19 protein-coding genes, 1 tRNA gene and 1 riboswitch are annotated in these 24,280 nt (G+C 39.8%); of the genes, 16 read left to right on the top strand and 4 right to left on the bottom strand.

Annotation, left to right across the window (positions count from 1 at the left end; all coding sequences use genetic code 11):
* Nucleotide 1: 1 nt before the first annotated feature.
* Nucleotides 2-793, bottom strand: coding sequence for an ABC transporter permease (locus HXT26_RS03130; RefSeq protein WP_064340214.1), 792 nt, complete (start codon nt 791-793; stop codon nt 2-4).
* A 309-nt stretch (nt 794-1,102) separates the two neighbouring features.
* On the opposite strand from HXT26_RS03130, the gene HXT26_RS03125 reads away from it, so the two are divergent.
* From HXT26_RS03125 to mfd, 3 genes are all read left to right on the top strand, one after another.
* Nucleotides 1,103-2,155 carry an ABC transporter substrate-binding protein gene (locus HXT26_RS03125; RefSeq protein WP_004106862.1) on the top strand — a complete coding sequence of 351 codons (1,053 nt, stop codon included), beginning with the start codon at nt 1,103-1,105 and terminating at the stop codon, nt 2,153-2,155.
* A 139-nt stretch (nt 2,156-2,294) separates the two neighbouring features.
* Nucleotides 2,295-2,894, top strand: a complete 600-nt coding sequence (pth, locus tag HXT26_RS03120) for an aminoacyl-tRNA hydrolase (RefSeq protein WP_004111397.1) — start codon at nt 2,295-2,297, stop codon at nt 2,892-2,894.
* On the top strand, nt 2,884-6,492 hold the full coding sequence (gene mfd, locus HXT26_RS03115) for a transcription-repair coupling factor (protein WP_422111865.1): 3,609 nt from the start codon (nt 2,884-2,886) through the stop codon (nt 6,490-6,492). The genes pth and mfd overlap by 11 nt, the downstream gene beginning before the upstream one ends.
* 78 nt (nt 6,493-6,570) lie before the next feature.
* Here mfd and HXT26_RS03110 read toward each other — a convergent pair whose 3' ends face one another.
* The 3 genes from HXT26_RS03110 to HXT26_RS03100 all read right to left on the bottom strand — a co-directional run bounded on the left by HXT26_RS03110 (nt 6,571) and on the right by HXT26_RS03100 (nt 9,453).
* Complete coding sequence (locus HXT26_RS03110; protein ID WP_064340217.1) at nt 6,571-7,308, bottom strand: ABC transporter ATP-binding protein; 738 nt, start codon at nt 7,306-7,308, stop codon at nt 6,571-6,573.
* Nucleotides 7,309-7,483: 175 nt separating this feature from the next.
* On the bottom strand, nt 7,484-8,482 hold the full coding sequence (locus HXT26_RS03105; protein ID WP_422111864.1) for an ABC transporter substrate-binding protein: 999 nt from the start codon (nt 8,480-8,482) through the stop codon (nt 7,484-7,486).
* 155 nt (nt 8,483-8,637) lie between these two features.
* Nucleotides 8,638-9,453 (bottom strand): ABC transporter permease, encoded by an 816-nt coding sequence (locus HXT26_RS03100; RefSeq protein WP_422111863.1) that lies wholly within the window; start codon nt 9,451-9,453, stop codon nt 8,638-8,640.
* Nucleotides 9,443-9,567, bottom strand: a riboswitch (TPP riboswitch). It overlaps the preceding gene by 11 nt.
* A 210-nt stretch (nt 9,568-9,777) precedes the next feature.
* Between HXT26_RS03100 and eno the strand changes: the two genes are divergently transcribed.
* From eno to pheT, 13 genes are all read left to right on the top strand, one after another.
* A complete protein-coding gene (eno, locus tag HXT26_RS03095) occupies nt 9,778-11,073 on the top strand; it encodes a phosphopyruvate hydratase (protein WP_004106847.1) in 1,296 nt (431 codons plus the stop codon).
* Nucleotides 11,074-11,270: 197 nt separating this feature from the next.
* Nucleotides 11,271-12,185, top strand: coding sequence for an L-lactate dehydrogenase (locus HXT26_RS03090; protein WP_004106846.1), 915 nt, complete (start codon nt 11,271-11,273; stop codon nt 12,183-12,185).
* 262 nt (nt 12,186-12,447) lie between these two features.
* Nucleotides 12,448-12,948: a 2-amino-4-hydroxy-6-hydroxymethyldihydropteridine diphosphokinase gene (gene folK / locus HXT26_RS03085; RefSeq protein ID WP_004119382.1), complete on the top strand. Its 501-nt coding sequence runs from the start codon at nt 12,448-12,450 to the stop codon at nt 12,946-12,948.
* A 55-nt stretch (nt 12,949-13,003) separates the two neighbouring features.
* Nucleotides 13,004-14,143 (top strand): dihydropteroate synthase, encoded by a 1,140-nt coding sequence (gene folP, locus HXT26_RS03080; protein WP_410295054.1) that lies wholly within the window; start codon nt 13,004-13,006, stop codon nt 14,141-14,143.
* A 189-nt stretch (nt 14,144-14,332) separates the two neighbouring features.
* Nucleotides 14,333-14,809 carry an FtsB family cell division protein gene (locus HXT26_RS03075; RefSeq protein WP_004106839.1) on the top strand — a complete coding sequence of 159 codons (477 nt, stop codon included), beginning with the start codon at nt 14,333-14,335 and terminating at the stop codon, nt 14,807-14,809.
* 94 nt (nt 14,810-14,903) lie between these two features.
* Nucleotides 14,904-16,571: a DUF501 domain-containing protein gene (locus HXT26_RS03070; RefSeq protein ID WP_162861605.1), complete on the top strand. Its 1,668-nt coding sequence runs from the start codon at nt 14,904-14,906 to the stop codon at nt 16,569-16,571.
* Between the two features lie 42 nt (nt 16,572-16,613).
* Nucleotides 16,614-16,697: transfer RNA gene (locus HXT26_RS03065), tRNA-Leu, on the top strand.
* A gap of 117 nt (nt 16,698-16,814) precedes the next feature.
* Nucleotides 16,815-16,985 (top strand): hypothetical protein, encoded by a 171-nt coding sequence (locus HXT26_RS03060; RefSeq protein ID WP_410297094.1) that lies wholly within the window; start codon nt 16,815-16,817, stop codon nt 16,983-16,985.
* A gap of 464 nt (nt 16,986-17,449) precedes the next feature.
* Nucleotides 17,450-18,085 (top strand): zinc ribbon domain-containing protein, encoded by a 636-nt coding sequence (locus HXT26_RS03055; RefSeq protein ID WP_004119400.1) that lies wholly within the window; start codon nt 17,450-17,452, stop codon nt 18,083-18,085.
* A gap of 189 nt (nt 18,086-18,274) precedes the next feature.
* Nucleotides 18,275-19,306: a cation diffusion facilitator family transporter gene (locus tag HXT26_RS03050; RefSeq protein ID WP_410294523.1), complete on the top strand. Its 1,032-nt coding sequence runs from the start codon at nt 18,275-18,277 to the stop codon at nt 19,304-19,306.
* A 116-nt stretch (nt 19,307-19,422) separates the two neighbouring features.
* Nucleotides 19,423-20,331, top strand: a complete 909-nt coding sequence (locus tag HXT26_RS03045) for a TrmH family RNA methyltransferase (RefSeq protein ID WP_410294522.1) — start codon at nt 19,423-19,425, stop codon at nt 20,329-20,331.
* A 35-nt stretch (nt 20,332-20,366) separates the two neighbouring features.
* The gene (gene pheS / locus HXT26_RS03040) at nt 20,367-21,467 is read left to right on the top strand and encodes a phenylalanine--tRNA ligase subunit alpha (protein ID WP_116973279.1); all 1,101 of its coding nucleotides are present in this window, start codon (nt 20,367-20,369) and stop codon (nt 21,465-21,467) included.
* A 5-nt stretch (nt 21,468-21,472) separates the two neighbouring features.
* Nucleotides 21,473-24,094, top strand: coding sequence for a phenylalanine--tRNA ligase subunit beta (pheT, locus tag HXT26_RS03035; protein ID WP_116442693.1), 2,622 nt, complete (start codon nt 21,473-21,475; stop codon nt 24,092-24,094).
* Nucleotides 24,095-24,280: the final 186 nt, after the last annotated feature.

Below are 24,280 nucleotides of genomic sequence, written 5' to 3'. Positions count from 1 at the left end.
TTCACAATTGGTTATCTGGATCATCATCTTCGTCTGCTGAACCAATCATAATTCTTTCACAAACGTTAACAATGCACATAAGAAGCGCAGTAAGAATTATTATTACTATTGTTGCAGAAAAAATAAGTGGTGTTCTAAATGAGTTATAAGCGAATTGAAGCCAAATTCCTAGCCCATCTTTGGCTCCCAAATATTCTGCAGTTGAAGCAGTTCCAAAAACATAAGCTGCACTAATGCGTATGCCACCAAAAATTTGGCGAGCTGCAACCCTTAATTTAACATGCCACAAAGTCCAAGTTCTATTTGCTCCACAAGTTAAAGCAACATCTGTATAAAAACTTGGAACGGCGTCAAGACCTCGTATAGTTTGCACAGCAATAGGGAACATGCTGAAAACCATTACTATTACAATTTTCCCCGATATTTCAAAACCAAACCAAATCAAAAAAATTGGCGCAATAGAAATTAATGGCATAGTTTGCGCTGCGCATAAAAGCGGGAATAAAGCAGATTTAACAAGCTTACAAATATGGAAAATAACACCTAAAAGAATTCCAACTACTATTGCAATAGAAAAACCGATAACTGTTTCTTGTGTTGTAATTAATGCTGCAGGTAATAGAGTTGGCAAAGCGTCAGCTGTTGATTGAACAATTGAAGATGGTGTTGGAATCAAATTTTCCGAAATTTTATAATATTCGCATGCATACTGCCAAAAAACAAGTAAAACTATTACAGAAAATACAGTTGGCAGATATTTAATTAGCATACGTTTAAAACGCGATTGCGTCATGAAAACTCGATTCCTTTCTTTAAATGACTTCGATTGCTGCCCCAATCGAATTATTTAAAACTACAAATAGCACGTACATTCTATTAGAAGCGCACAACTTCTGTGAGTTTAATAGTGTACGAGATTTTTTATTTGTCTATTTAATCATGCATAATCTAAATGTTTCGTGAGTCAATGTGTGGCAAACTGTAGCAGATTGAATCTGCTCAGGGGCATTGAACGGCGCGGGCTAGGCCCTTTGTTACCGTTTTCTGCCGAGTTCGTGTCACTTTCCCAGAAGAACGGTACAAGAAACAAAGTAGGGAACTCATGAATATGCGTATTGTAAAGCGTACTCTTGCGTTTATTCTTTCTGCGTGCTGCGTATTTTCTTTCTCGGCATGTGGATCTGCAAGTAGTAGTAAGAATGCAAATCTTCGTAAAGTGTCGTTTATGCTATTTTGGGCACCGGATACTAATCATATTGGTATTTATGTTGCTAAGCATAAAGGATGGTTTAAAGATGCCGGATTAGATGTCAATATACTTGCTGTTGCTCAGACTGGTTCGGAACACGCAGTTGATAGTGGTGTTGCTGATTTTGCTCTTAGTACTTTGACAAATGCTGCTGATTTTTCAACAAAGGGAGCAAATCTTGAGCAAGTTATGCAAGTTCAGCAAAAGCCAAGTGCTATTTGGTGTTCACTTGCTTCGAACAATAAGATTCATTCTCCAAAAGATTTTGATGGTCGTACTTTTGCAACTTTTGGTTCAGCTGAAGGTGATGCTGTAATTCGTAGGATGATTCAACACGATGGCGGTCAAGGTAAGTTCGACAAAGTTACTGTTGGAACTTCAACTTTTAGAACTCTTGAATCTGGCAAAGCTGATTTTGGTGGCTTCTACGGCACTTGGGAAGGTGTACAGTCTGAAATGTTTGGACCAAAGCTTCGCTGCTTCATGGAGGGCGACTACGGTGTGCCAGGTCAGCCAGATACTATTGGAATAATTGCAAATAAGCGTACTGTAGCTAAAGATCCTAAGCTTGTTCGAGCGTTTGTTAAAGCTGCAAAGCGCGGATATGAATATGCTTATGAACATCCTGATGAGGCTTCTGAAATTCTTGTGAAAGAAGCAAAAGATGCTAATCTTGACATAAAGTTTGTTAAGCGTAGCATGAAGATGATTGTTGACGGTCAATATTGGGGCAATCGCGCGGATATTAAGAGCGGAAAATTTGTGTTCGGAACCACTGATGTTAAAGGCGCTCAAGCTTACTTTAACTTCTTAAGTAAGGAAGGTGCTTACACTGATTCTAAAGGCAAAGTAACTCATAAAACTCCGCAAGCAAAAGAATTGTCTACTGACGAATTTTTGAAATAAATAACATAATGACTTGAGTCTTGATAGAATAGGCTGAAGTATATAAGGGCGTATCGAGTAGTTGTAATTTTACGTTCAGCTACAATCGATGCGCCCGTTTTGTTGTTTTGCTAAATATTTGAATGGGGAGTGGTCTGCCATGGCATCGGATTTTTGGCTTATTGCTGGCTTGGGAAATCCTGGTACAAAATATGAGGGTACTAGACACAACATGGGTTTTATGGTTGCAGACGTTTTGGCACAACGTTGGTCAGTATCTCTTTCGGATCACAAAGGTTTAGCTAAACTTGGCAAAGGTGTTATGAATCTTGATGGTCGCGTAGCAAAGTTTTTCCTTGCTAAACCGTTGACTTTTATGAACGATTCTGGTGCTGCAGTATCTTCTATAAGCTCCTATTATCAAATAGAACCGGATCATATTGTGATAATTCACGATGATATGGATTTAGATTTTGGGCGCATTAAAGTAAAAGCAGGAGGTTCTGCTGGAGGACATAACGGTATTCGTTCTATAGACCGCTCTCTTGGTACTCCTCAATATTCTCGAGTGAGAATGGGTGTTGGTCATGCACAGCGTGGTGCTCACGCGCACGATAATACTGTCAATTGGGTTCTTGGAGGTTTTGCTGCAGCTCAAAAATCTGATCTTCCAAACTTTTTAGCAGATGGTGCTGATGCTGCAGAAAGTATTATTTTCCATGGATTAGCAGCAACGCAGGAGAAGTTTAATGGCCGCTGATAGCAGGTCTAATATCAAAAACAACAAGAATGATAAGACTGATGATATTTCAGTAATAAGCTTGAGAGATATTCTTAATGATTTATCAACTAAGGATTCACTTTTTAAAGCTTTATCTGAATATAATCTTGATGCGATATCTGATTATTGTTGCGAAAGTGCAAATAAAAATCGTAAAGATTTAGATTCAATAAGTGGAGATTTAACAATTTCTTCTCCTATTGGCATTCGTTCTGCTATTGTTGCTGCATTAGCTAAGAAAAAGCCGGTTGTTGTTATTGTTCCATCGAGTAGAGATGCTGAAGATTTTATTGCATCTGTACGTGATTGGTACGATGGTGATGCTCAAGACGTTGCTAAATTAGAAGCGTGGGAAACGTTACCTCATGAAAGGCTTTCGCCTAGAGCAGATACTGTTGCTAGCAGGATTGCAGTGTTTCGTAGGCTTTGCCATCCTGAAAATAACACATCACTTTTTGGTCCGATTCGCGTGTTGGTTATGCCTGTGCGATCGCTTATTCAGCCTGTAGTTGAAGGCATTGGTGATATAGATCCTCTGTTATTTGAGTGCGGAAAAGAATTAACTCTTGAATATGCTGTGAAACGTTTGGTAGAAAACGCATATACTCGTGTTGATTTGGTGATGGAACGCGGAGAGTTTGCTGTTCGCGGTGGAATTATTGACGTTTTTGCGCCAACGATGACACATCCTGTGAGAATTGAATTTTTTGGTGATGAAATTGATACTATAAAGCAATTTCATGCTTCTGATCAGCGCACTTATGGCAATAATATTGCAAGTATTTGGGCTACGCCTTGTCGTGAGCTTCAGATTACGGAAAAAATTTGCAAGCGTGCGCGTTCTCTTATTGGCGCAATTCCAAATGCTGACGATATGCTTGAATCAATCGCAAATTCTATACCTGTAGAAGGTATGGAGTCTTTGTTGCCTGCACTAGTTGATCGCATGGAATCAGTGCAAAATATGCTTCCAAAGGAATCTGTTATTATTCTATCTGATCCTGAAAAATGCCGTAGAGCTGCAGATGACGTAACTGCTACAGCTAACGAATTCTTAGCAGCTAGTTGGCATGTTGCTGCTTCTGGACACGGTTCTGGAGCTCCAATAACATTCGATCAAGCTAATTTCTTGGATTTTGATGAAACGATTTCATCGTTAGAATTGTCTAATCATGATGTATGGAAATTAACATCTTTTGGTGTTGACAATCAAATTTATGGAAATATTGCTTTGCCAGCATCGGCGCCACAAGAGTTTCGAGGAGATGAATCGAAAGTTTCTGGTGGTATCACTTCTCTTGTTGACAATGGTTTTGCTGTAACTATTACAGCTGCGGCTTCTGGTACTCTTGCACGCTTGAGACGCGCTATATATGTGACTGGTGTACATGAATTTACTACAGTGCGCTCAAGTATTTCGGATGGCTTCATTGATAATGTTGCGCGTATCGCGCTTCTTACAGAGCGTGATCTGACAGGTAAATCTTCTGCATCAGCTCAACTAAAAACTCCAAAACGCAGGCGCAAAGCTATTAACATAATGGAGTTAAAGCCTGGTGATTTCGTTGTGCACGAACAGCATGGTATTGGACGTTTTGTTGGGATGAAACAACGTAATATTGCTGTTTCGGGTGGTAGTGCAACTCGCGAATATTTAGTAATTGAATATGCTCCTAGCAAACGTAATGCTCCTAACGATAAGCTGTTTATTCCAACAGATCAGCTTGATTTAGTTAGTAAATATATTGGTGCCGAAATACCAAAGCTTAACAAGCTCGGCGGTTCCGACTGGGCTCAAACTAAAGCAAAAGCTAAAAAGCATGTTCATGAAATTGCTGAAAATCTTATTAAACTTTATTCAGCAAGGCAGCAATCTCGCGGATTTGCATTTAGTAAAGATACTCCTTGGCAAAAAGAGTTGGAAGACGCATTTCCTTATCAAGAAACTGCTGATCAGCTTACAACTATTGACGAAGTAAAAGCAGATATGGAAAAGCCAATCCCAATGGATCGCTTAATTTGTGGAGATGTTGGTTTTGGTAAAACTGAAATTGCGTTACGTGCAGCTTTCAAAGCAGTGCAAGATTCTAAGCAAGTTGTTGTTTTAGTTCCAACAACCTTGCTTGTTCAACAGCATTACGAGACTTTTACAAATCGATTTGAAGGATTCCCAGTAAAAGTTGCTGCAATGAGTAGATTCCAAACATCTAAAGAAATTGAAGAAACTTTAGCTGGATTGCAAGATGGGAGCATTGACGTTGTTATTGGAACGCATAAGCTTTTGAATCCTAGTATAAAGTTCAAAGATTTAGGTTTGGTTATTATTGATGAAGAGCAGCGTTTTGGTGTGGAACATAAGGAAACGCTCAAAGCTTTGCGCACAAACGTTGACGTATTAAGTCTTTCGGCAACGCCAATTCCTAGAACTCTTGAAATGGCTGTAACTGGTATTCGTGAAATGTCTACTCTCGCAACTCCTCCAGAAGATAGGCTTCCAGTGCTTACATACGTTGGTGCGTATGATAATTCTCAAGTTGCTGCATGCATTAAGCGCGAATTGTTGCGTGGGGGTCAAGTTTTTTACGTCCATAATCGTGTTGAAGATATTAGTTCTGTTGCAAGTAAGATTCAGGAGCTTGTGCCAGATGTCCGTGTTGCTATTGCTCATGGAAAAATGGGTGAGAAGCAGCTCGATGCTGTTATTCGTGATTTTTGGCATAGAGATATTGATGTGCTTGTTTGTACAACGATTATTGAAACAGGTCTTGATATTTCTAATGCGAATACACTTATTGTCGACCACGCAGATAGATTCGGTTTAAGCCAGTTGCATCAGTTGCGCGGTCGAGTAGGTAGAGGTCATGAGCGTGCTTACGCTTACTTCTTGTATGATCCTTCAAAGCCTATGACGCAACAATCTCACGATAGACTCTCAACAATTGCTCAGCATACTGCACTTGGTTCTGGTTTTGATGTTGCGATGAAAGATTTGGAATTGCGCGGAACTGGAAATTTGCTTGGAGATGAGCAAAGTGGCCACATTGAGGGTGTTGGATTTGATTTGTATGTTCGTATGGTTTCTGAAGCTGTTGAAAAATATAAGGAACCTGAAAGAGTTGAGCCTGTTTGTGTAACTATTGATCTTCCTGTTGAGGCTTCTCTTCCAGTTGATTATATTGCTTCTGACAAGCTTCGTTTGGAAGCGTACCGGAAGCTTGCTGCTGCTAAGGATAATAGTGATTTGCGAGAACTTCACGATGAGCTTCTTGATCGCTTTGGTAATCCGCCTGAAGAATTTGAGTCTTTGTGTGATGTTGCTCGTTTGCGTTTTAAAGCACGCGAGATTGGTATTACGCAAATCAGCTCTCAAGGAAAATCAGTGCGAGTTGTTGGCGTCGATCCAAAAGAGTCTGTGATGATGCGTTTGAAGCGTATTTATAGAGGATTGCAGTATCGTCCTCTTACTCATATGCTTATTGTTCCAGCTCCTTTTGAATCTTCACTCGGGTCTGGTTCAATGAATGAGCATGAAATACTCTCCTGGGTGCGTCAGCTTCTTGATGACGTCGCTTGGTAAATTTTCTTGTGTTTATTTTATAAATAAAGGCGGCCGCTATTTTGCAGTCGCCTTTATCAATTATTTTTTTTCGCGTTCTTACTGTAACGCTTCTCTAAGCTCGTCTTCTATTTCAACGTGATTATTTGGACGCTTTTGTGCATCAAGTTGGCTTCGATCAATATTCCAGTTTTTCTCAATGATTCCGTCTTTAATCATAAGAATTCTGTCAGAAAGTCTTACTGCTTCAGAAATATCATGCGTGACCATTATTGTGGTCCAGCCATGTTTCTGTCTTAGATTATCAAGCAAATCTTGCATGTCTAAACGAGTTAAAGCATCTAATGCGCCGAAAGGCTCGTCTAAAAGTAGTAATTCAGGATTATGAACTAAAGCTCTAGCTAATGAGACTCGTTGTGCTTGACCACCTGAAAGTTCTGATGGCCATTTTGACCCGCAATTATTAAGTTGCATATCGTTAAGAGCTTTTTCTGCAATAGATTTTAGTTCTGATTTGTTTCCTTGCATGCCGAAAACTACGTTCTTACTTACTGTTATCCATGGTATTAATCTTGCGTCTTGGAAACCTATTGCTTGATGTTGTGTGACGTTTATTGTTCCAGAATCAGGTTTGATTAATCCTGAAATAACTTTAAGAAGAGTGGTTTTTCCGCATCCTGAGCGTCCGATTAGAGATACAAATTCACCTTTTTTAATATTTAGATTTATATCTCGCAATATTTTAGCGTTATTTTTAAAAGTCACGCCAATATGTTCTAGAGTAACGCAGTAAGAGTTATCTTTAGTCTCATAGTTTTCTTCTATTTGAGTGTTCATATTTACTCCTACTGCGTTGCTCTAAATCATGTTTATATAATATTTATATAACTTTGTTATACAAGCATGTAATATAACTTTGTTTTAATTTTGATTAATCAGTTATATATTATTTTATTTTGATATTTAATTTTTTGTTTTTACTGATATGTGTTTTATAGATATATGGATTAATTTACTTCGTGCAATCCATTACAGAATCTTTCAAATTCTTTGGAGCTTGCTTAATTAAACCATATTTCACGTATTCTTTAGCCTGAGTTTCCATCATTTTCAAACCTTTTTCATCGATTGGGCGAATAGTTGGATTGTCAAACTTTTCAATTTGCTTAATAATAGTTTCGTTTGCTCCGAGCTGCTTGTAAGCGTTTCCAATAACATTGTTTTCTTTATGAGACTTTTTTGCTTCGCGAACAAGAGCCTTGTACATCTTCTTAACAAGATCCGGATGCTTTTGGGCAAAGCTCTTAGAAACAATGTGAATAGTAACATTCATATTGCCGTACTTTTTAGCATTTACAAGCAATTTTGCGCCTGGAGTTGTCATTGCTGCAGCAAGATTCTGATCGAATGAGGAAATTGCATCAATCTGTCCAGAAGTAAATGCTGCCTGGAAGTTCTTAGGGCTCATCTCAACTTTGTTAACTTTAGAAACGTCTAAACCACTTTTATCGAATGCGCGGTGAAGCATGTAATCGCCAGTATCACCGTTGTGAATAATAGCAACTTTCTTTCCGTATAAGTCTTTTAGTGTTTTCACGCCGCTTTTTGCGGATACAACGATTCCTTGAGAATCACCATTGTAATATTCGAGCGCAAAAGCTACCCATGGTTGTCCTTCAGCAATCAAATCAATGAAGCGTCCGGTTCCAGTAGTTGTAGCATCTGCATTTCCGCTCATAACAGCAGTAAGACCATCAACTGGAGTGTAAGGACCAGTGTAATCTACTTTAGATTTGCCAAATTCGTCTTGAAGGAATTTCTCATTTTTCAAAGTAGTTAAATAATTTGCTGTAGAAAGATAAGCGACTCTCATAGTTCCAGCGTCTTCTTTTGAAGAAGCGCTTGATGATTTTTGTGAGCTTCCGCAAGCTGCGAGAGATACTGTTGCGCAAACAGCGCAGATTAATGCAATAATGCTCTTTTTAGAAAATTGCATTTTTAAATTAGTCATGATATATAGTTCCTTTTGTTTGTTGTTTTATTTATCTGTTGTTTGTTTGGTTGTTATTATTTGGTTGTTGATTCTAAATATTGACTAATTCTTGAAAAGCAATTTAATGCATTTTAAAAAGTAGTTAACTTTAGAAAAATGTTGATATTACTAGATTATTGGCGTGATTTTCTATCTAATCTGCGTTCAGGTATAAGAAGATATTCTAATATGTTTGCAGTAAGCTCAGATCCAAGACCTGCAATTGCGTACATAATAACGCATGCCATCATTTGATCTGGCCTAAAGAATTCTTGCGCTCTTGAAAGAATGTATCCAATTCCAATAGAAGAATTAACTGTTTCGCAAGTCACTAATGCAACCCATGCTACAGATATTGCAAATCGCAAACCTGTCATAAAACTTGGAAGTGTACCGCGAAGCAAAATAGATATAAAAATAGTAGATTCTTTAACGTGATAAACCTGCGCTAATTCGAGAAGTTTCGGATCAATATTACGCACTCCGTCGCGAATATTAACGTACATAGGTCCAAAAACGCCAACAGCTATAAGCGCTATTTTCATCGTTTCATCTATTCCGAGGAAAATTATTAATATTGGAGCTAAAGCCGGGAATGGAATTGACCTCAACATGTGGCTTGGTTTATCAACTACAATATTGCCAAGCTTACTGCCTCCCGCAAGTATGCCTGCAGGAACAGCAAAAATAATTCCTAACAAAAGTCCTAAAAGAACTCGTAAAATACTTATTCCTAAGGATTTTAACAATATGCCTTCGTTGTTTAAATCAATAAAAGCTTGTATTACTTCATATGGGGACGGCAAAGAACGGTCTTCGATTGGAGAAAGAGTTGTAAAAAACCACAAAACCAAAATGAGGATAGTTGAAATCCACACTTTGAAAGAAGATACCGCTTTAAATGCAATCTTCAATATGTTTTTCGCTTTATTAGGCGAACTGTAAGTCATGCGACAATCCCTTCGATAGTTTTAGCTATATCAGGTTCAACGAGTGTATTCTCAGCGCAACACTGTATGTATTGTTGTTTGGCACGATGTAGTTGCGCACCCCGTGTCTGTGGTCATTATCTCCCAAGGGTATGGACATGTATATTTGAAATCGATATTTATAAACGATATTGCTTAAAAATATACAATTGGCTCATATGACTCGAATTAAATCAAAATATTGTGAACGTTCACGGCATAAATACGCTGGTACTCAATATAACGTCCATAAAACGCACTAATCTTGGAAGAGTCATCACAACCCATAGGTATAAAGGAGTAGTTGTGGCAGCTATTGAAAGCGTATATGCACGCGAAATTTTGGATTCTCGTGGAAATCCTACTGTTCAGGTTTATTTGGAGACCGAAGATGGCGCTCAGGGTATTGGTTTAGTGCCTTCTGGTGCTTCTACTGGTGAGGCTGAAGCTTGGGAACGTCGCGATGGCGACAAGTCCCGTTATCAAGGCAAGGGCACGTTGGAAGCTGTTAAGGCTGTCAACGAGGTAATCGCACCCAAGGTTATTGGCATGGATGCCACCGATCAGCGCGCTCTTGATGAGACGATGATTGAGCTTGATGGCACGCCAAACAAGGGCAAGCTTGGTGCTAACGCAATTCTCGGCGTTTCCCTCGCTGCTCTCTACGCTGCTGCTGAGTCTGCTCAGCTTCCGTTGTACCGCTACATTGGCGGCACCAATGGTCACATTCTTCCAGTTCCAAACATGAACATCATGAACGGTGGTGCTCACGCTGATTTCGCAACCGATATTCAGGAGTACATGATTTCTCCTTATGGTTTCGCGACCTACAGCGATGCTTTGCGCGCTGGTGTTGAGGTTTATCACACCTTGAAGAATGTTTTGAAGAAGGAAGGCTTGGCTACTGGTCTTGGTGACGAAGGTGGCTTCGCTCCAAAGATGAAGTCCAACGAGGATTCCTTGAAGTACATCATGGATGCAATCGAAGCCGCTGGCTATGAGCCAGGCAAGCAGATTGGTATTTCTCTTGACGTTGCTTCTTCTGAGTTCTACAACAAGGAAACTGGTAAGTATCGTTTCGATGGCGAAGAGCGCGAATCTGCTTACATGCTCGATTACTACGAGAAGCTCATTAACGAGTATCCAATCGTTTCCATCGAAGATCCATTCCAGGAAGAAGGCTGGGATGATTGGGCAGAAATCACCAAGCGTCTTGGTGATCGTTTGCAGTTCGTTGGCGATGACTTGCTCGTCACCAATCCAAAGCGTTTGGCTAAGGGTATTGAGCTTGGTGCAGCTAACTCCTTGCTCGTGAAGTTGAACCAGATTGGTTCCGTTACCGAGACCCTCGACGCTATTGAGCTTGCAACTAAGAACGGCTTCACTTCTATGGTTTCCCATCGTTCTGGTGAAACCCCAGATACCACCATTTCTGATCTTGCTGTTGCTAAGAACACCGGCCAAATCAAGACTGGTGCTCCTGCTCGTGGCGAGCGTATTGCTAAGTACAACCGCTTGCTTGAGATTGAGGAAGAGCTTGGTTCTACCGCTCAGTATGCTGGTTACAGCGCATTCAAGGCTTGCAAGAAGTATATGAAGTAACTTTTAGTTTTAAGTAACTTAGTGGCTTCTTGAGTCTTTGAGTTTTAACGGTCAGTCGTGTTTACGGCTGACCGTTTTTTATTAAATATTTTTGAAAAAATCACAACACGCAAAAAATTTTTCTTAAATTTACTTTCATTCTCCGCATAATGGTGATATTTTTGTGAGAAAATCGAAACAGAAGGAGATGTTTCATTATGCGAAAAGTAGCAGTTATTGGTATGGGAAATGTTGGCGCAGCTGTTGCTCATCAGCTTGTTGTTGGTGGTTACGCCGACGAGCTGTACTTATATGACAAGAATGAAGCTAAGGTTAAGGCTGATGCATTGGATTTTGAGGATTCAATGGACAATTTGCCTTTTAATGTAAACATTACTGTCAATGATTACGATGCTTTGAAAGATGTTGAAGTTATCGTAAGCGCTATGGGCAATATTAAGCTTTTAGACGTCCCAAATCCTGATCGTTTCGCAGAACTTAAACATAATCGTGTTCAAGTTGAAGAAGTTGGCGCAAAGATTAAAGCTTCTGGCTTCCATGGTGTTCTAATTGATATTACGAATCCTTGCGACGCTATTTGCCAGCTTTATAAAGAAACAACCGGTCTCCCTTATGAAAAAGTTATTGGCACTGGAACATTGCTTGATTCTGCACGTCTTCATCGCGCTGTTGGTAAATTCTTCGGAGTGCATCCAAAAGCCGTGAAGGGCTATAGCTTGGGTGAACATGGTGATTCACAGTTCGTTGCATGGTCCACAGTTAAGGTTCTTGAGCAGCCGATTGTTGAGTTTGCAAAAGAAAAGAACATTGATTTAGATGCTGTCGATGAAGAAACTCGTCAAGGCGGCTTCACTGTGTTCTACGGAAAGAAGTATACAAATTACGGTATTGCTGCTGCTGCAGTTCGTCTGGTCCATGCTGTTCTTTCGGATTCGAAGGAGCAAATGCCTGTTTCGAACTATCGAGAGGAATACCATTCTTATCTTTCTTACCCAGCAATCGTTGGTCGCGAAGGTATTGTGAAGCAGTGCCAACTTGACTTGACTGAAGAAGAGTTGCAAAAGTTGCAGCATTCTGCAGATACAATTTTGAGTAAAGCTCAAGCAAAGTAGATGAGTCAAAAATAAAATAACTAAAAAATACTACTTTTGAATCTAAAATATTTTTACAGACTTTAGACAAAAGCGTATTGAAAAATGTCGTTGTAGATTTAATTGCTCCTAAAGAGTGTTGAATTTACAGCGACATTTTTGTTATAAAAATTTTTGATATTAGCTTATTTATTATTTGAATTTATAAAGTTGGCTAGTCCTAATTGTTTATGATATATACTTTTAACTATAAATTGAATTATTTTTTTTGGGGGGTGGAAATATGATTTCTAGTGCATACATAAGTGTTGGAAGCAATATAGGTGATAGATTACTTAATTTGCGCCAAGCTGTTTCGCTATTGAAGCAAAATTCGCATATAAGCAATATTATCGTTTCTTCAGTGTATGAAACTGAACCAGTTGGTGACGTAGTGCAAGACAGTTTTTATAACATTGCTTTACGTTTGGACACTGATTTAACAGCTTTTGAATTGCTTGATTTTATTCATGATATTGAACAGCGTCTTCATAGAAAGCGCATAGTTCGTTGGGGTCCTCGAACAATCGATTTAGATATTATTGATTTTGGTGGTCAAACTATAAAAAGTGAAAATCTTACGATTCCGCACAAAGAAAGAGATAATCGCAGATTTGTATTAGTTCCTTTGCTCGAAATAAGCGCAGACGATGCAAATTATCATGAGCTCATCCAAGATAAGCTTAATAAAACTAGCGACACTAATTGGATTAATATTATTGAAAGTAGCGAAGTTTTTAATTAGTTTGGAATATAAATTTAGTTTTTTAAATATGAGGTTTTAGAAAGAAAGAATACAAATGCGAATTATTGAAAGCAATTTGGAGAATGCATCTTCTAAAAATATTGCAGATATAGCGTTACTGCAGGATCTTTGTGTAAATCAAAAAATTTTATGCACGTGGGAAAATATTAGCGAAAACGATTTAAGCAAAGTAGCTGATTTTCTCGATCATTTTGATACAGCTATCAAAGTTTCCGAGTCTTCTATTGACTTCATTTTGCCGCTTATTGCTCTTAAACCTTTTATGCAAGAATGCGAAAAAGCATGGTACGAAGATCGAGAATTACTTGCAAGTTTGCGCTCGCTATTAAAGCAAAAAGCAATTGTGTGGAATGCAGGGCGATTCTGCTTTGATACACTTGACAAGCCGATAGTTTACGCGATTTTGAATATTACTCCTGACTCATTCTATGACGGCGGCAAGTACCAAAGTGAGGACGAAGTAAATAGCCATATTAAAGAAATAGTTGAAGCCGGTGCTGATGTTATAGAAGTAGGCGGTCAAACTACAAAACCTGGCGGTTATTTAGAAATTACTCCAGAAGAGGAAATAAGTCGCGTTATACCTGCTATTAAGTATATTCACAAAAATTATCCTCAAATTGCTGTAGCAGTAGACACTTACAAGTTACCTGTAATGGAAGCTGCAATTGAAGCTGGCGTAGATATTATAAATGATGTTCGTGCGTTTGATTCTCCAGAAAAAGTAAAGCTTATGGCAGATTCTAACGTTGGATTAGTAACAATGCATAGCAATAGAGATACAGAATATGACAATTTAACAAAGGTTATGTGTCAATTCTTTAGTGATAATTTAAAAATGCTTGTTGATGGAGGAGTTGACTTAAATAGGATCATTCTTGATCAAGGAATTGGCTATGCAAAGGTTGCTGATGGTGAACAAGATTATGCAATGATGCGCAATATTAATCAATTGCATCGTTTTGGTAGACCAATATTGGTTGCGATTTCTAGAAAAGGCTTTGGTAAGAAGCTTTTTAATTTAGATAAAGAAGATCGTTTGCCAGTTACTTTAGTTGCAGAAACAGCGATGTTTATGGCTGGTGGACGTGTAATACGTGCTCATGATATTGCAGAAACAAAGCAATTAGTTGAAATGATCGATGTTATTAATAGAAATTACTGGTTTAAGTAGAAAAATTTGAATATTTTTTTGCAGTTTTGTTCGTCAGTTTTTTAATTTTAATAACGAATAAATGTAGAGTGACTGTAAATGTAGCGTGACTGTAAATGTGGTACAACAGCATTTTGCATCTAAAGCACGTAAGATATTAGCGGAATACATGATGTTTTCACGTCGAATACATCAAGTAATTTAGAGAGTATGGTTATGAAAAAGCGTCGTAAAACGGCATTAGGTGAGGATGTAGTATCACCATTGCAACAGCGTCGACTACTTTCAGGACCGCTCGTGTTTTTATTTATGGTTTTTGTAGTTACCGTTGGTTCAATTGAATGCATTTCAACAGTTAGAAATTATGCGTTAAGCTTGTCGGAGCTTCATGCACTTCAGCGTGAAGAAAGTGATTTACGTGAACAAAAGCGTACGTTGGATAATAATATTGACCGATGGAAAGACAAAGCATACGTTACCGCTCAAGCTAGAGATCGCCTCGGCTTTATTTTTCCTGGTGAGCAGGCTGTTCGTGTAGAGCATCCTGAGGCAGTAACTGGAAAAGTTCCGAATGAATTTGCTCAAGAAAATAGCGAAACTAAGACTCATTCAGTCTTGCCTTGGTATAGTGACTTAATGTATGCAATACATAAAGCAGACAAACCAGATACCGTGCCATCCTTATAACATATAAACTGATAAAGTAAAGAATTATTTATTTGTAAAACAGCTTTAACAGGAGTAGAAACGCATGGCTAACAGCCAAGAAAGTTCAGATAAAATGCAGAACAGTAATAAGAATTATATTCCAAAAGAAGCTGTAAAACCTTTATTTACTACACCTGCGAGTGATGCTGAGCGTGCAATTGTTGAAAAGCAACTTGGAAGATTCCCTAGAGGAATGGTAGCCGTTGGTGCGCGTTGCGTTTGTGGTAGGCCTCTTGCTGTTATTACTAGACCGTGCTTAGAAGATGGCACTCCATTCCCAACTACATGCTACCTTACCAGTCCTGAAGCTGTAAAAGCGGTGTCTCGCGTAGAAGCAGACGGTATTATGCGAGAATATAACGAGCTATTACAATCGGACGAAGATCTAAAGAAACAATATGAGCGTGCACATAAGTATTATTTGGAATTCCGTCATGAATTAGCTGTGTCTTTGGGGGATAGTGAGGAGCATATTAGTCAGATGAGCGCTGGTGGAATGCCAGTTCGTGTTAAATGCTTGCATGCTTTGCTTGCGCAAACATTGGTAATGGGCAAAGGTGTAAATCCGATTGGTGACATGGTGTTAGAGCGCATTAAAGATGAGTTTGATCCTAACGTGTGCCGTTGTACTACTCCGTGGAGCGATGATGCATATGCTACTGAAACGGAAGTTGTTGTGGAAGACGAAACGGCTAAAACTGCAGAGGGTGAAGCTGTAAAAAGTGAAACGACTACTTGCGCAGAAAAAACAGTACAGGTTGCTGCAATTGACTGCGGTACAAATTCTATTCGACTAAAAATTGCGCAAGTTTCTGAGCATGGAATGAAAGATATTGTTCCTCGTATGCTTCGCGTCGTTAGACTCGGTCAGGGAATTGACGAAACTCATCGTTTCGCAGATGACGCTTTGAAGCGAGTGAGGGAGGCTGCGCACGAATTTGCGCAAGTTTTGAAAGAACATCCAGTTGATGCGATTCGTTTTGTGGCAACCTCAGCTACACGAGATGCTGAAAATCGTGAGATTTTTGAACAAATGATGATTGATGAGCTTGGTGTTCGCCCTGAAGTTATTAGTGGTACCGAAGAAGCGGCTCTTAGCTTCCTTGGAGCAACAAGCGTTGTGTCTCGCGATGAGTTGCAGCCACCGTATCTCGTAGTTGATTTAGGTGGAGGCTCTACTGAGTTAGTGCTTGGAGGGGATGGTGACTGCTTGCCAGCGCACAAGGTTTCTGCAGCATACTCCATGAATGTTGGTTCCGTTAGAATGACGGAAAGGCATTTGCATACTGATCCTCCGACTGAAGAGGAAATTCAAGCTGCGATTGAAGATATTGACAAGCATATTGATGATGCTTTCAAAGTCGTTCCTGCAGGACGAGCTCGCACTATTATTGGCGTTTCTGGAACTGTGACAACTATGGCTGCTTTGACTATGGGATTGCAGCATTATGATCATACTGCTGTCGATGGTGTGCGTATTGGATTAGAGCAGGCTTATGCTGTTAATAATCGATTTTTGCGTATGCCTAAGGACTGCAGGCGCACGTATGCGACGATTCACCCAGGGCGTGTGGATGTTGTTGGCGGTGGAGCAGTGATTTGGAGCCGAGTGTTGGAGAGATTAGCAAAAGCTGCGTATGAGGATCACGGTGGGGTTTTAGATACGTTTGTTGCAAGTGAGCATGGTTTGCTTGACGGAATCACGATTGATTTGGGAAGAAAGTTACTCGCCACACGCTGAGCTTGTTCTTTGCTTAGATGTATGGCATAATAATTGATTGCTGCCTCTGTGGCGGAATTGGCATACGCATCAGACTTAAAATCTGACGCCCTTACGGGCTTGTGGGTCCGAGTCCCACCGGAGGCACAAACGAAACGCTGCACAGCTGTTTGCTGTGTGGCGTTTTTGATGAATGTACAATCATGTGGATTCCAGCCAAAGGTACTGGTTGAAACCCCTAGTTCCTCAATTTTCCCCACTATTATGAGTAGAGCAAGAGTATTAGGTATTATTTCGGCAATATGCGCCATCACTGCGGCAACAAATGTTATTTTACAAGTGCCGTTTGCTGGCATTGGATTTACTTTAGCTGCTGGCATAGCTGGCTTATCAGCTGGACTATGCAGCAGTAAATCCTCTAATAAGCGTGAGTGAATTTCTTCCTGTACGATTATAAGTAATAAAACAAGAGTGTTTTCCTACATGTGCTTGTTAGTCATGTTTTGTCATATTGTAGCGGAATACAATGTTTAATAATGATTAATTCTCTTGATTTATTCGTAATATTATGAAAGAATCGATGATAGATTTTGGGTACTACTAGTTTCCAGAATCCGTTGTTTTATAAATTTTATCGCGTTTACAATTTAGCCAAGTCATTATGATAACGGATAGAGTGTTGACGCGTGAGCGCTGCCCAATCTATTTGCAATCGCCACCCTGAGATAACAATTGGGGGTGGCGATTCTTTTTGACCTATAACCCACATTTGCACTTTACTTAGCATATTTGCGATTGACAATCCCGTATTTGTCTTATAGTCAGTTCGATTGTTATAATTGTTGCGAATTTGCAATGCAATAGTTGTATTGCTTAACAACTGAAGTAGAAGGTGAATTATGCTTTGTAATTTTTGCGGTAAAGAGAACGACGCAAATAGTCAAGTATGTGCTAATTGCGGAAATCGCTTAGGAAACCCAAATGTGCAGCAGACTGTTCAAAATACTCAGCAGCCAGCAAACGATACTTTAAATTCTGTTAAAGATGGCTTTAAGAATTTTAATGAGACAATAGATTCAGTAATTGAAGATTCAGATCCTGAGCTTTTACATAAGTACTCCTTGATTGCTTATATGGCAGCTTCTGTTGTTGCAATTATTGCTCCATTCTTGCCACTTATCACTGTAAATTGCTTTGGTCTCTCCAAGTCGTTTAATTTTGTAAACAATAATAACACTCCTGGCGATGGAATTTTCTATATAATTATTGCTATTGTTGCTTTAGTTTTTGCTTTTATGAATAAGTCAAAAATAATGATGATTGTTGGCGGTGTTGCTGCCGTATTTATGATTTTTGAGTTTTTCCATATTAATGGCAAGATATCTTCCCTCAAATCGCAGTTTGGCGGATTCTCGATGCTTGGATCTGTAAGTTATGGCATTGGTTTCTACTTATTCATTCTCTCTGCACTTGCTTTGCTTGGATCCTCTGTATTGTACTACCTGTGTGAAAGAGTGCTAAAAGCAGAGAAATAGCATTACTTTGTAACATGTTTTGTACAATGTTTATGCATGTTGACAGCTTGTGATTACATAGTCATAGACAAAGTAATTGATAATAGTGAACCCCGGCTTAGGCTGGGGTTCATTGCGTATACGGCAAAATGCGAATGATATTGAGAAACGATATCGCCCAAATATTTTAATATTTTAGGAGGCTGGAAAGTGCATAATCATAACGATGTAATTCAAACTAACGGCACTGGTTCACGCTCAAGCAGTGTGAATGCAAATGTCAACTCTTTCGATACTCATTACAATAACGCCAACGCAGCTTCCCAAGCAGCCGCAATTCACGCAAGTCATGCACATCAGCATCGTTTGCTTCTTACGCTTTCTCTTACTGCAACTGTGTTTTTTGCTGAGGTAATTGGTTCTTTTCTAACTAATTCTTTGTCGCTGCTTATAGACGCAGGTCATATGCTTACAGACATTTCAGTTCTTGCAGCTTCAACAGTTACTGCAATTCTTATGCGTCGTCGTCCAAATAGTAAGCGTACGTGGGGCTGGGCGCGTCTTGAGGTTATTACAGCTGCTGCGGGAGCTCTTATTTTACTGCTTGTAGGAGTGTATGCTCTTGTTGAAGCTGGAATGCGTCTTTTTGGTAGTGGTCATCAAGGCATTCATGATGTAAATCAGCTTCTATTCTTTGGTATTCTTGGCTTAGCTGCGAATTTAGGCTCTCTTGTAATTCTTATGTCTCAATCGCAAGACAATATGAATATGCGTGCTGCTTTTCTTGAGGTTATGAACGATGCTCTTGGATCTGTTGCAGTCGTAGTTTCAGCTATTGTAATGATGAGCACAGGTTGGGCAGGTTTTGATGCTTTAGCTGGCGGTATTATTGCGCTTCTTATGATTCCACGTGCGCTAAAGCTTCTTAAGAATGCTGTTAAGGTTCTTCTTGAGCAGACTCCTGAAGGTCTTGATTTAAACAAAGTTCGTGAACATCTAGAGCATGTTCCTCATGTTCTTGCAGTTCATGATTTGCACGCTAGTACTGTCTCTACTGGTATGCCGATTTTTATGGCACATGTCGTTGTGGATCCTAATATGACAATGTCTCAATGCTCTCATGTGCTTTCTCAGCTTCAGGACTGCTTACGCGAACATTTTCCTGTTTCTGTGTCTCACACTACTTTTCAACTTGAGCCTAAAGGCTATACAACTTCCAGTGCTTCAGAGCATCATGAATAGAGTTTATAAGGTTTTGCTTATTTACAAGTTTTGTTGCAATGAATGTGGCAGGTTTGCATAAATATGTGAATGTGTATTTCCTGTGTCGTAATCGTTTTTGAAGTAAAGTTATATTTATGCCGTTAAAAGAACTAATTGATAATACTCACAGTGAGCGCGTGCGCAGACTCGTTTCTTTAGGTCGCGCAAAGTCGCATGATTTGCAGCGTTTTTTAGTTGAAGGTCCGCAAAGTGTGCGCGAAGCTGTACGTTATGCCACAGATTCGTTATGTGATATTTATGTTACTAAAGATGCTTGTGAAGGTAATGAAAAGGAAAGTTCACAATTTTCTTCTTTGCGGGAAATAGTTAAAGAAGCTTTATCTCGATCTTGTTATGTTCATCCTGTTGAACCGAGTATTATGCAAAAAATTAGTGCTGATTCACAGGGAATTGTTGCGGTTGCTAATTCGAAATCTTTAGATGATATCTATTTTAGTGAGTTTAAAAATTTGCAACAATCAGCACAAGTAAAATCAAAAAACGATTTTAAGCCTCTTCGTATTGCAGCTTGCTGGCAGGTAAGAGATCCTGGCAATGCTGGTGCTATTATTCGCGTTGCAGATGTTGCTGGATGCGATGCTGTTGTTTTTGTTGATGATTGCGTAAGTCGTTGGAATTCTAAGCTTGTGCGTTCGACTGCAGGTTCACTATTTCATCTTCCTGTAGTGCAATTAAGCGTTCAAGACTGGTTCGAATGCGCTGCAAAATCAAATATTCGAATTATTGCAGCTGATATTTACGGAACTGACAAGATTAAACCTGTGCCATTTCCAAAAATTTTAGTCAATTCCGAGGTTATTAGCAGTTCTTTGGCTATTTTATTTGGCAATGAAGCTAGAGGCTTACCTAAAGAAGTATTGCAACAGGTTGATGATATTTCAATAATTCCAATATATGGAAAAGCAGAATCAATGAACCTTGCAACAAGTGCAGCAGTAATGCTTATGGGCTTGGCTATGTCGAGTCATGAGCGAAAAATATAGCTTTGGGCAATATTTTGCAATATCGTATATAAACAATGAATACGTATAACACAGATAGGAAGGGTGCTGTGACCGATAATAAGCCATTCGATATTAAAGCTGTAACTAAAGCAGTAAAAGAAGGTATTGCTAGCGTTACAGCTGCTCAAACTATGGAAGAACTGAAGGCTGTTAAAACTAAGTATGCTGGCGCACAGTCAGTGATGACTGTTGCAAGCAAAGCAATTGGTTCTTTGCCTGCAGATCAAAAGAAGGAAGTTGGCAAGGTAATGTCAACTTTGCGAGCTGATTTTGGTCGAGCTTTTGCAGAAGCTACAGAGCGAATTAAAGCCGTTGAAGAAGCTAACATGCTTTCTGCAGAGACTGTAGATATGACTCTTCCAATTAATCGTAAGCCTTTAGGTGCTCGTCATCCTATTGCTCGTATTATTGAAGATTTTGAAGACTTCTTTGTGTCTATGGGTTGGCAGATTTCTGCGGGTCCAGAAGTTGAAACTGAATGGTTTGATTTCGATGCATTGAACTTTGGACCGGATCATCCTGCGCGTCAAATGCAAGATACTTTCTACGTTCAAGGAAATCAAGCTAAGGATGCCGCAGGCTTTGTTGGTTCAAATATGGTTTTGCGCACGCAAACTTCTTCTGATCAAGTACGTGCGTTAATTGAGCGTGGAGTTCCTCTGTATATTGCTTCTCCTGGTAGAGTGTTCCGCACTGATGAACTGGATGCAACGCATACTCCAGTTTTCCATCAATGTGAAGCTTTGGCTGTGGATAAGCATTTAACAATGGCTGATTTAAAGGGTGTTCTCGATCGTTTGGCTGTTGCTATGTTTGGTCCAGATGCAAAGAGCCGTTTGCGACCAAGCTACTTCCCATTTACTGAGCCTAGTGCTGAGCTGGATCTTTGGTTCCCGGATAAAAAGGGCGGTCCAGGCTGGATTGAATGGGGCGGATGCGGAATGGTGAATCCTAATGTCCTTAAATCTGCTGGTTTAGATCCAGAAGTTTATACTGGTTTTGCTTTCGGAGTAGGTTTGGAGCGAACTTTGCTACTTCGACATGACATTAACGATATGCATGATTTGGTTGAAGGCGATAAGCGCTTCAGTGAACAGTTTGTGATGGGGGAGTAAAACTCATGCCAATGGTAGATATTGACTGGCTTAAAGATCATGTTGAAGTGCCAGAAGGTTTAACATACGAACAGCTTGCTAAAGATTTAGTTCGTGTTGGTTTAGAGGAAGAAGAGATTCACACTTCTCAAGTTACCGGTCCAATTGTTGTCGGTTACGTAGTTGACGCAACTCCTGAACCGCAGAAAAATGGCAAAACTATTAATTGGTGCCATGTTGATGTCGGAGATAAATACAACGATGTTGACGAAAACGGTAAAAAAGTTCCTCGTGGCATTATTTGCGGTGCTCCTAATATGGCTGCTGGTGAAAAGGTTGTTGTAACTCTTCCTGGTGCTGTTCTGCCTGGAGATTTTAAGATTGAGCCGCGCAAGACTTACGGTCATATTTCTGACGGTATGTGTGCTTCAGAGCGTGAGCTTGGTTTGGGAGATAGCCACAATGGCATTATTTTGTTGCGTGAATATGGCTTTTCTAAGGCTGAATATGATGAGTTGAAGCCTGGCGATGATGTAATGGAGTTGTTGCATCTTAATAAGCCGATTTTGGAGATTAATATAACGCCTGATCGTGGTTATGCTTTCTCTTATCGTGGTGTTGCTCGCGAATATCATCATTCAACTGGTGCTGTTTATACGGATCCTGTTTCAAAGTTGAATGAGCAGGTATCGCAAATTAATGATGAAGGTCACAAGACTTCAGATATTGACGTGAGCATTGAAGATACTAATCCAATTCATGGTGTACCTGGTTGTGATCGATATTATGCGCGTGCTGTACATGGTTTTGACTCCACTTGTGCAAGCCCACGTTGGATGCAGCGTCGTTTAACGCGTGCAGGTATGCGCAGCATCTCTCTTGCTGTTGATATCACTAATTATGTCATGCTTGATTTGGGTCAACCTCTTCATGCTTATGATTTGGACAAAATTGAAGGTCCAATTGTAGTTCGCCGTGCACATGAGGGCGAACATCTTACGACTTTGGATGGCAAAGATCATGAATTGCATGTTGAGGATTTAGTTATTTGCGATTCTCCTCATGGAAACCACGGTTCACGCGTGCTTGGCTTAGCAGGTGTTATGGGAGGCATGTACGGCGAAGTTACGAGTGAAACGAAAAATATTTTGATTGAGGCAGCTCACTTTGATCCTGTTTCAATTGCTCGCACTGCTAGACGACATAAGATTCCTTCTGAGGCTTCTCGTCGTTTTGAACGTGGCGTTGATACTCAATTGCAGCCAGCAGCTGCGCAAATGGCTGCGAATCTTTTGGAACAGTTTGGTGGAGCTAAGCCATCTACATCGCCGTGTGATGTTAATAATACTCAGTCGCGAAATGTGATTGTGTTTAAAGCTAATGAAGTGCAGCGAGTTGCTGGTTTGGAAGTTGATTTGAATCGCATTAGCGATATTCTTACCGATATTGGTTGCTCTGTTGCTGGTGGTGGCAATGGATCCTTCTCCGTTCTTCCTCCAACTTGGCGTCCTGATTTGAATGAGCCTTGCGATCTAGTAGAAGAAATCGCTCGACTTATTGGATATGATGAGATTCCTGTTAAGGTTCCTGCAGTTCCTGTTACTGGTCGAACCGGTTTAACCACGCAACAGCAAACTAGGCGAGCTATTGCTTATGAGTTAGCAGAAACTGGTTTTGTTGAATCTTTAAGTTATCCATTTGTTGGTGAAGAAGACATTAAGGCTTTCCGCCAAAATGTGGACGAAGTTGCTGAAGTAAGTGTTCGTATTGCTAATCCTTTGGCTGGAGACAGACCTTGGCTTCGTCGTTCTGTTTTGATGACTTTGGCTGGCACTGTTCGACGCAATCTTCATCGTGGTTTAACAGATATTTCCATGTATGAGCTTGGTCATGTGTACTTTAGCGATCCAAATGCTCCTGCAATTCCTGCATTACCTGGTTCTGTTAGACCTTCTAATGCTGAACTTGCTGCGCTGGATGCTGGATTACCGGAACAACCTTTGCATGTTGCTGCTTTGCTAACTGGTCATGCTGAAGAAACTGGTTGGCTTGGTACTCATAGAGATGTCGATTGGAGTGATGCTGTTGAAGCACTCCAGCGAGTTGGTAAGAGAATTGGTGTTAAGTTCATTCTCGAACAGTTTAAAGCTCAAGATGCTCCATCTTCTTGGCATCCTGGTCGTAGTGCTCAAGTTTGTGTTCTTGCTGAAGATGGTTCAAGCGTCAATCTCGGTGTTGTTGGCGAATTGCATCCGCATGTTTGTGAAGCATTAGATTTGCCTAAGCATTCTGCAGCATTCGAGCTTGATCTAACTGAATTGTTTAAGAATATGCTTATGAAGCCTGTTCAAGCTAAACCAATTTCAACTTTCCCTCCTGTAAAGCAAGATTTTGCTTTCACTGCACCAATTGAGTTGAAGGCGAATGAATTGCAGTCTGCTATTGAAAAGTCTGCTGGAGATTTGCTTGAATCTGTTGAGTTGTTCGATGTGTATGAGGGTGAACAGCTTGGAGAAGGCTTGCGTTCTCTTGCTTATTCTGTAACGTTCCGAGCAAATGATAGAACGCTTTCTGGCGAAGAGATGGAAGAAGTTCGTAAGAAGATTACGGATGCTGCTGAAGTCTTGCACGCAACTTTGCGAGTGTAAAATATAATATATTTTAATTAATGCGATTGTGCATACGTTCTAATAATAGTATGCATAATCGCATTTATTGCATTATTGACTCTTTTTTCTTTTTATGTAAAGTAACATTCATTTTTTAATGAGAATCTAGCGTTTTCATGCATAATAGATATGTGTGACGAAGAACACATAAATAATTTTTTATGC

This window comes from Gardnerella sp. DNF00497B, from assembly GCF_049262725.1.
In the GTDB taxonomy this organism is placed as follows: Bacteria; Actinomycetota; Actinomycetes; order Actinomycetales; family Bifidobacteriaceae; genus Bifidobacterium; species Bifidobacterium leopoldii.
This window is presented reverse-complemented; position numbering and strand designations above follow the sequence as displayed.

Bases quoted from the DNA above. Each gene is read 5' to 3' on its own strand.
- HXT26_RS03105 (WP_422111864.1), bottom strand. From the start codon at position 8,482: ATGACTAATTTAAAAATGCAATTTTCTAAAAAGAGCATTATTGCATTA.
- HXT26_RS03110 (WP_064340217.1), bottom strand. From the start codon at position 7,308: ATGAACACTCAAATAGAAGAAAACTATGAGACTAAAGATAACTCTTAC.
- folP (WP_410295054.1), top strand. From the start codon at position 13,004: ATGCGAATTATTGAAAGCAATTTGGAGAATGCATCTTCTAAAAATATT.
- HXT26_RS03045 (WP_410294522.1), top strand. From the start codon at position 19,423: ATGCCGTTAAAAGAACTAATTGATAATACTCACAGTGAGCGCGTGCGC.
- HXT26_RS03125 (WP_004106862.1), top strand. From the start codon at position 1,103: ATGAATATGCGTATTGTAAAGCGTACTCTTGCGTTTATTCTTTCTGCG.
- pheS (WP_116973279.1), top strand. From the start codon at position 20,367: ATGAATACGTATAACACAGATAGGAAGGGTGCTGTGACCGATAATAAG.
- folK (WP_004119382.1), top strand. From the start codon at position 12,448: ATGATTTCTAGTGCATACATAAGTGTTGGAAGCAATATAGGTGATAGA.
- HXT26_RS03055 (WP_004119400.1), top strand. From the start codon at position 17,450: ATGCTTTGTAATTTTTGCGGTAAAGAGAACGACGCAAATAGTCAAGTA.
- pheT (WP_116442693.1), top strand. From the start codon at position 21,473: ATGCCAATGGTAGATATTGACTGGCTTAAAGATCATGTTGAAGTGCCA.
- mfd (WP_422111865.1), top strand. From the start codon at position 2,884: ATGGCCGCTGATAGCAGGTCTAATATCAAAAACAACAAGAATGATAAG.
- HXT26_RS03100 (WP_422111863.1), bottom strand. From the start codon at position 9,453: ATGACTTACAGTTCGCCTAATAAAGCGAAAAACATATTGAAGATTGCA.
- HXT26_RS03075 (WP_004106839.1), top strand. From the start codon at position 14,333: ATGGTTATGAAAAAGCGTCGTAAAACGGCATTAGGTGAGGATGTAGTA.
- HXT26_RS03060 (WP_410297094.1), top strand. From the start codon at position 16,815: ATGAGTAGAGCAAGAGTATTAGGTATTATTTCGGCAATATGCGCCATC.
- HXT26_RS03130 (WP_064340214.1), bottom strand. From the start codon at position 793: ATGACGCAATCGCGTTTTAAACGTATGCTAATTAAATATCTGCCAACT.
- HXT26_RS03070 (WP_162861605.1), top strand. From the start codon at position 14,904: ATGCAGAACAGTAATAAGAATTATATTCCAAAAGAAGCTGTAAAACCT.
- HXT26_RS03090 (WP_004106846.1), top strand. From the start codon at position 11,271: ATGCGAAAAGTAGCAGTTATTGGTATGGGAAATGTTGGCGCAGCTGTT.
- pth (WP_004111397.1), top strand. From the start codon at position 2,295: ATGGCATCGGATTTTTGGCTTATTGCTGGCTTGGGAAATCCTGGTACA.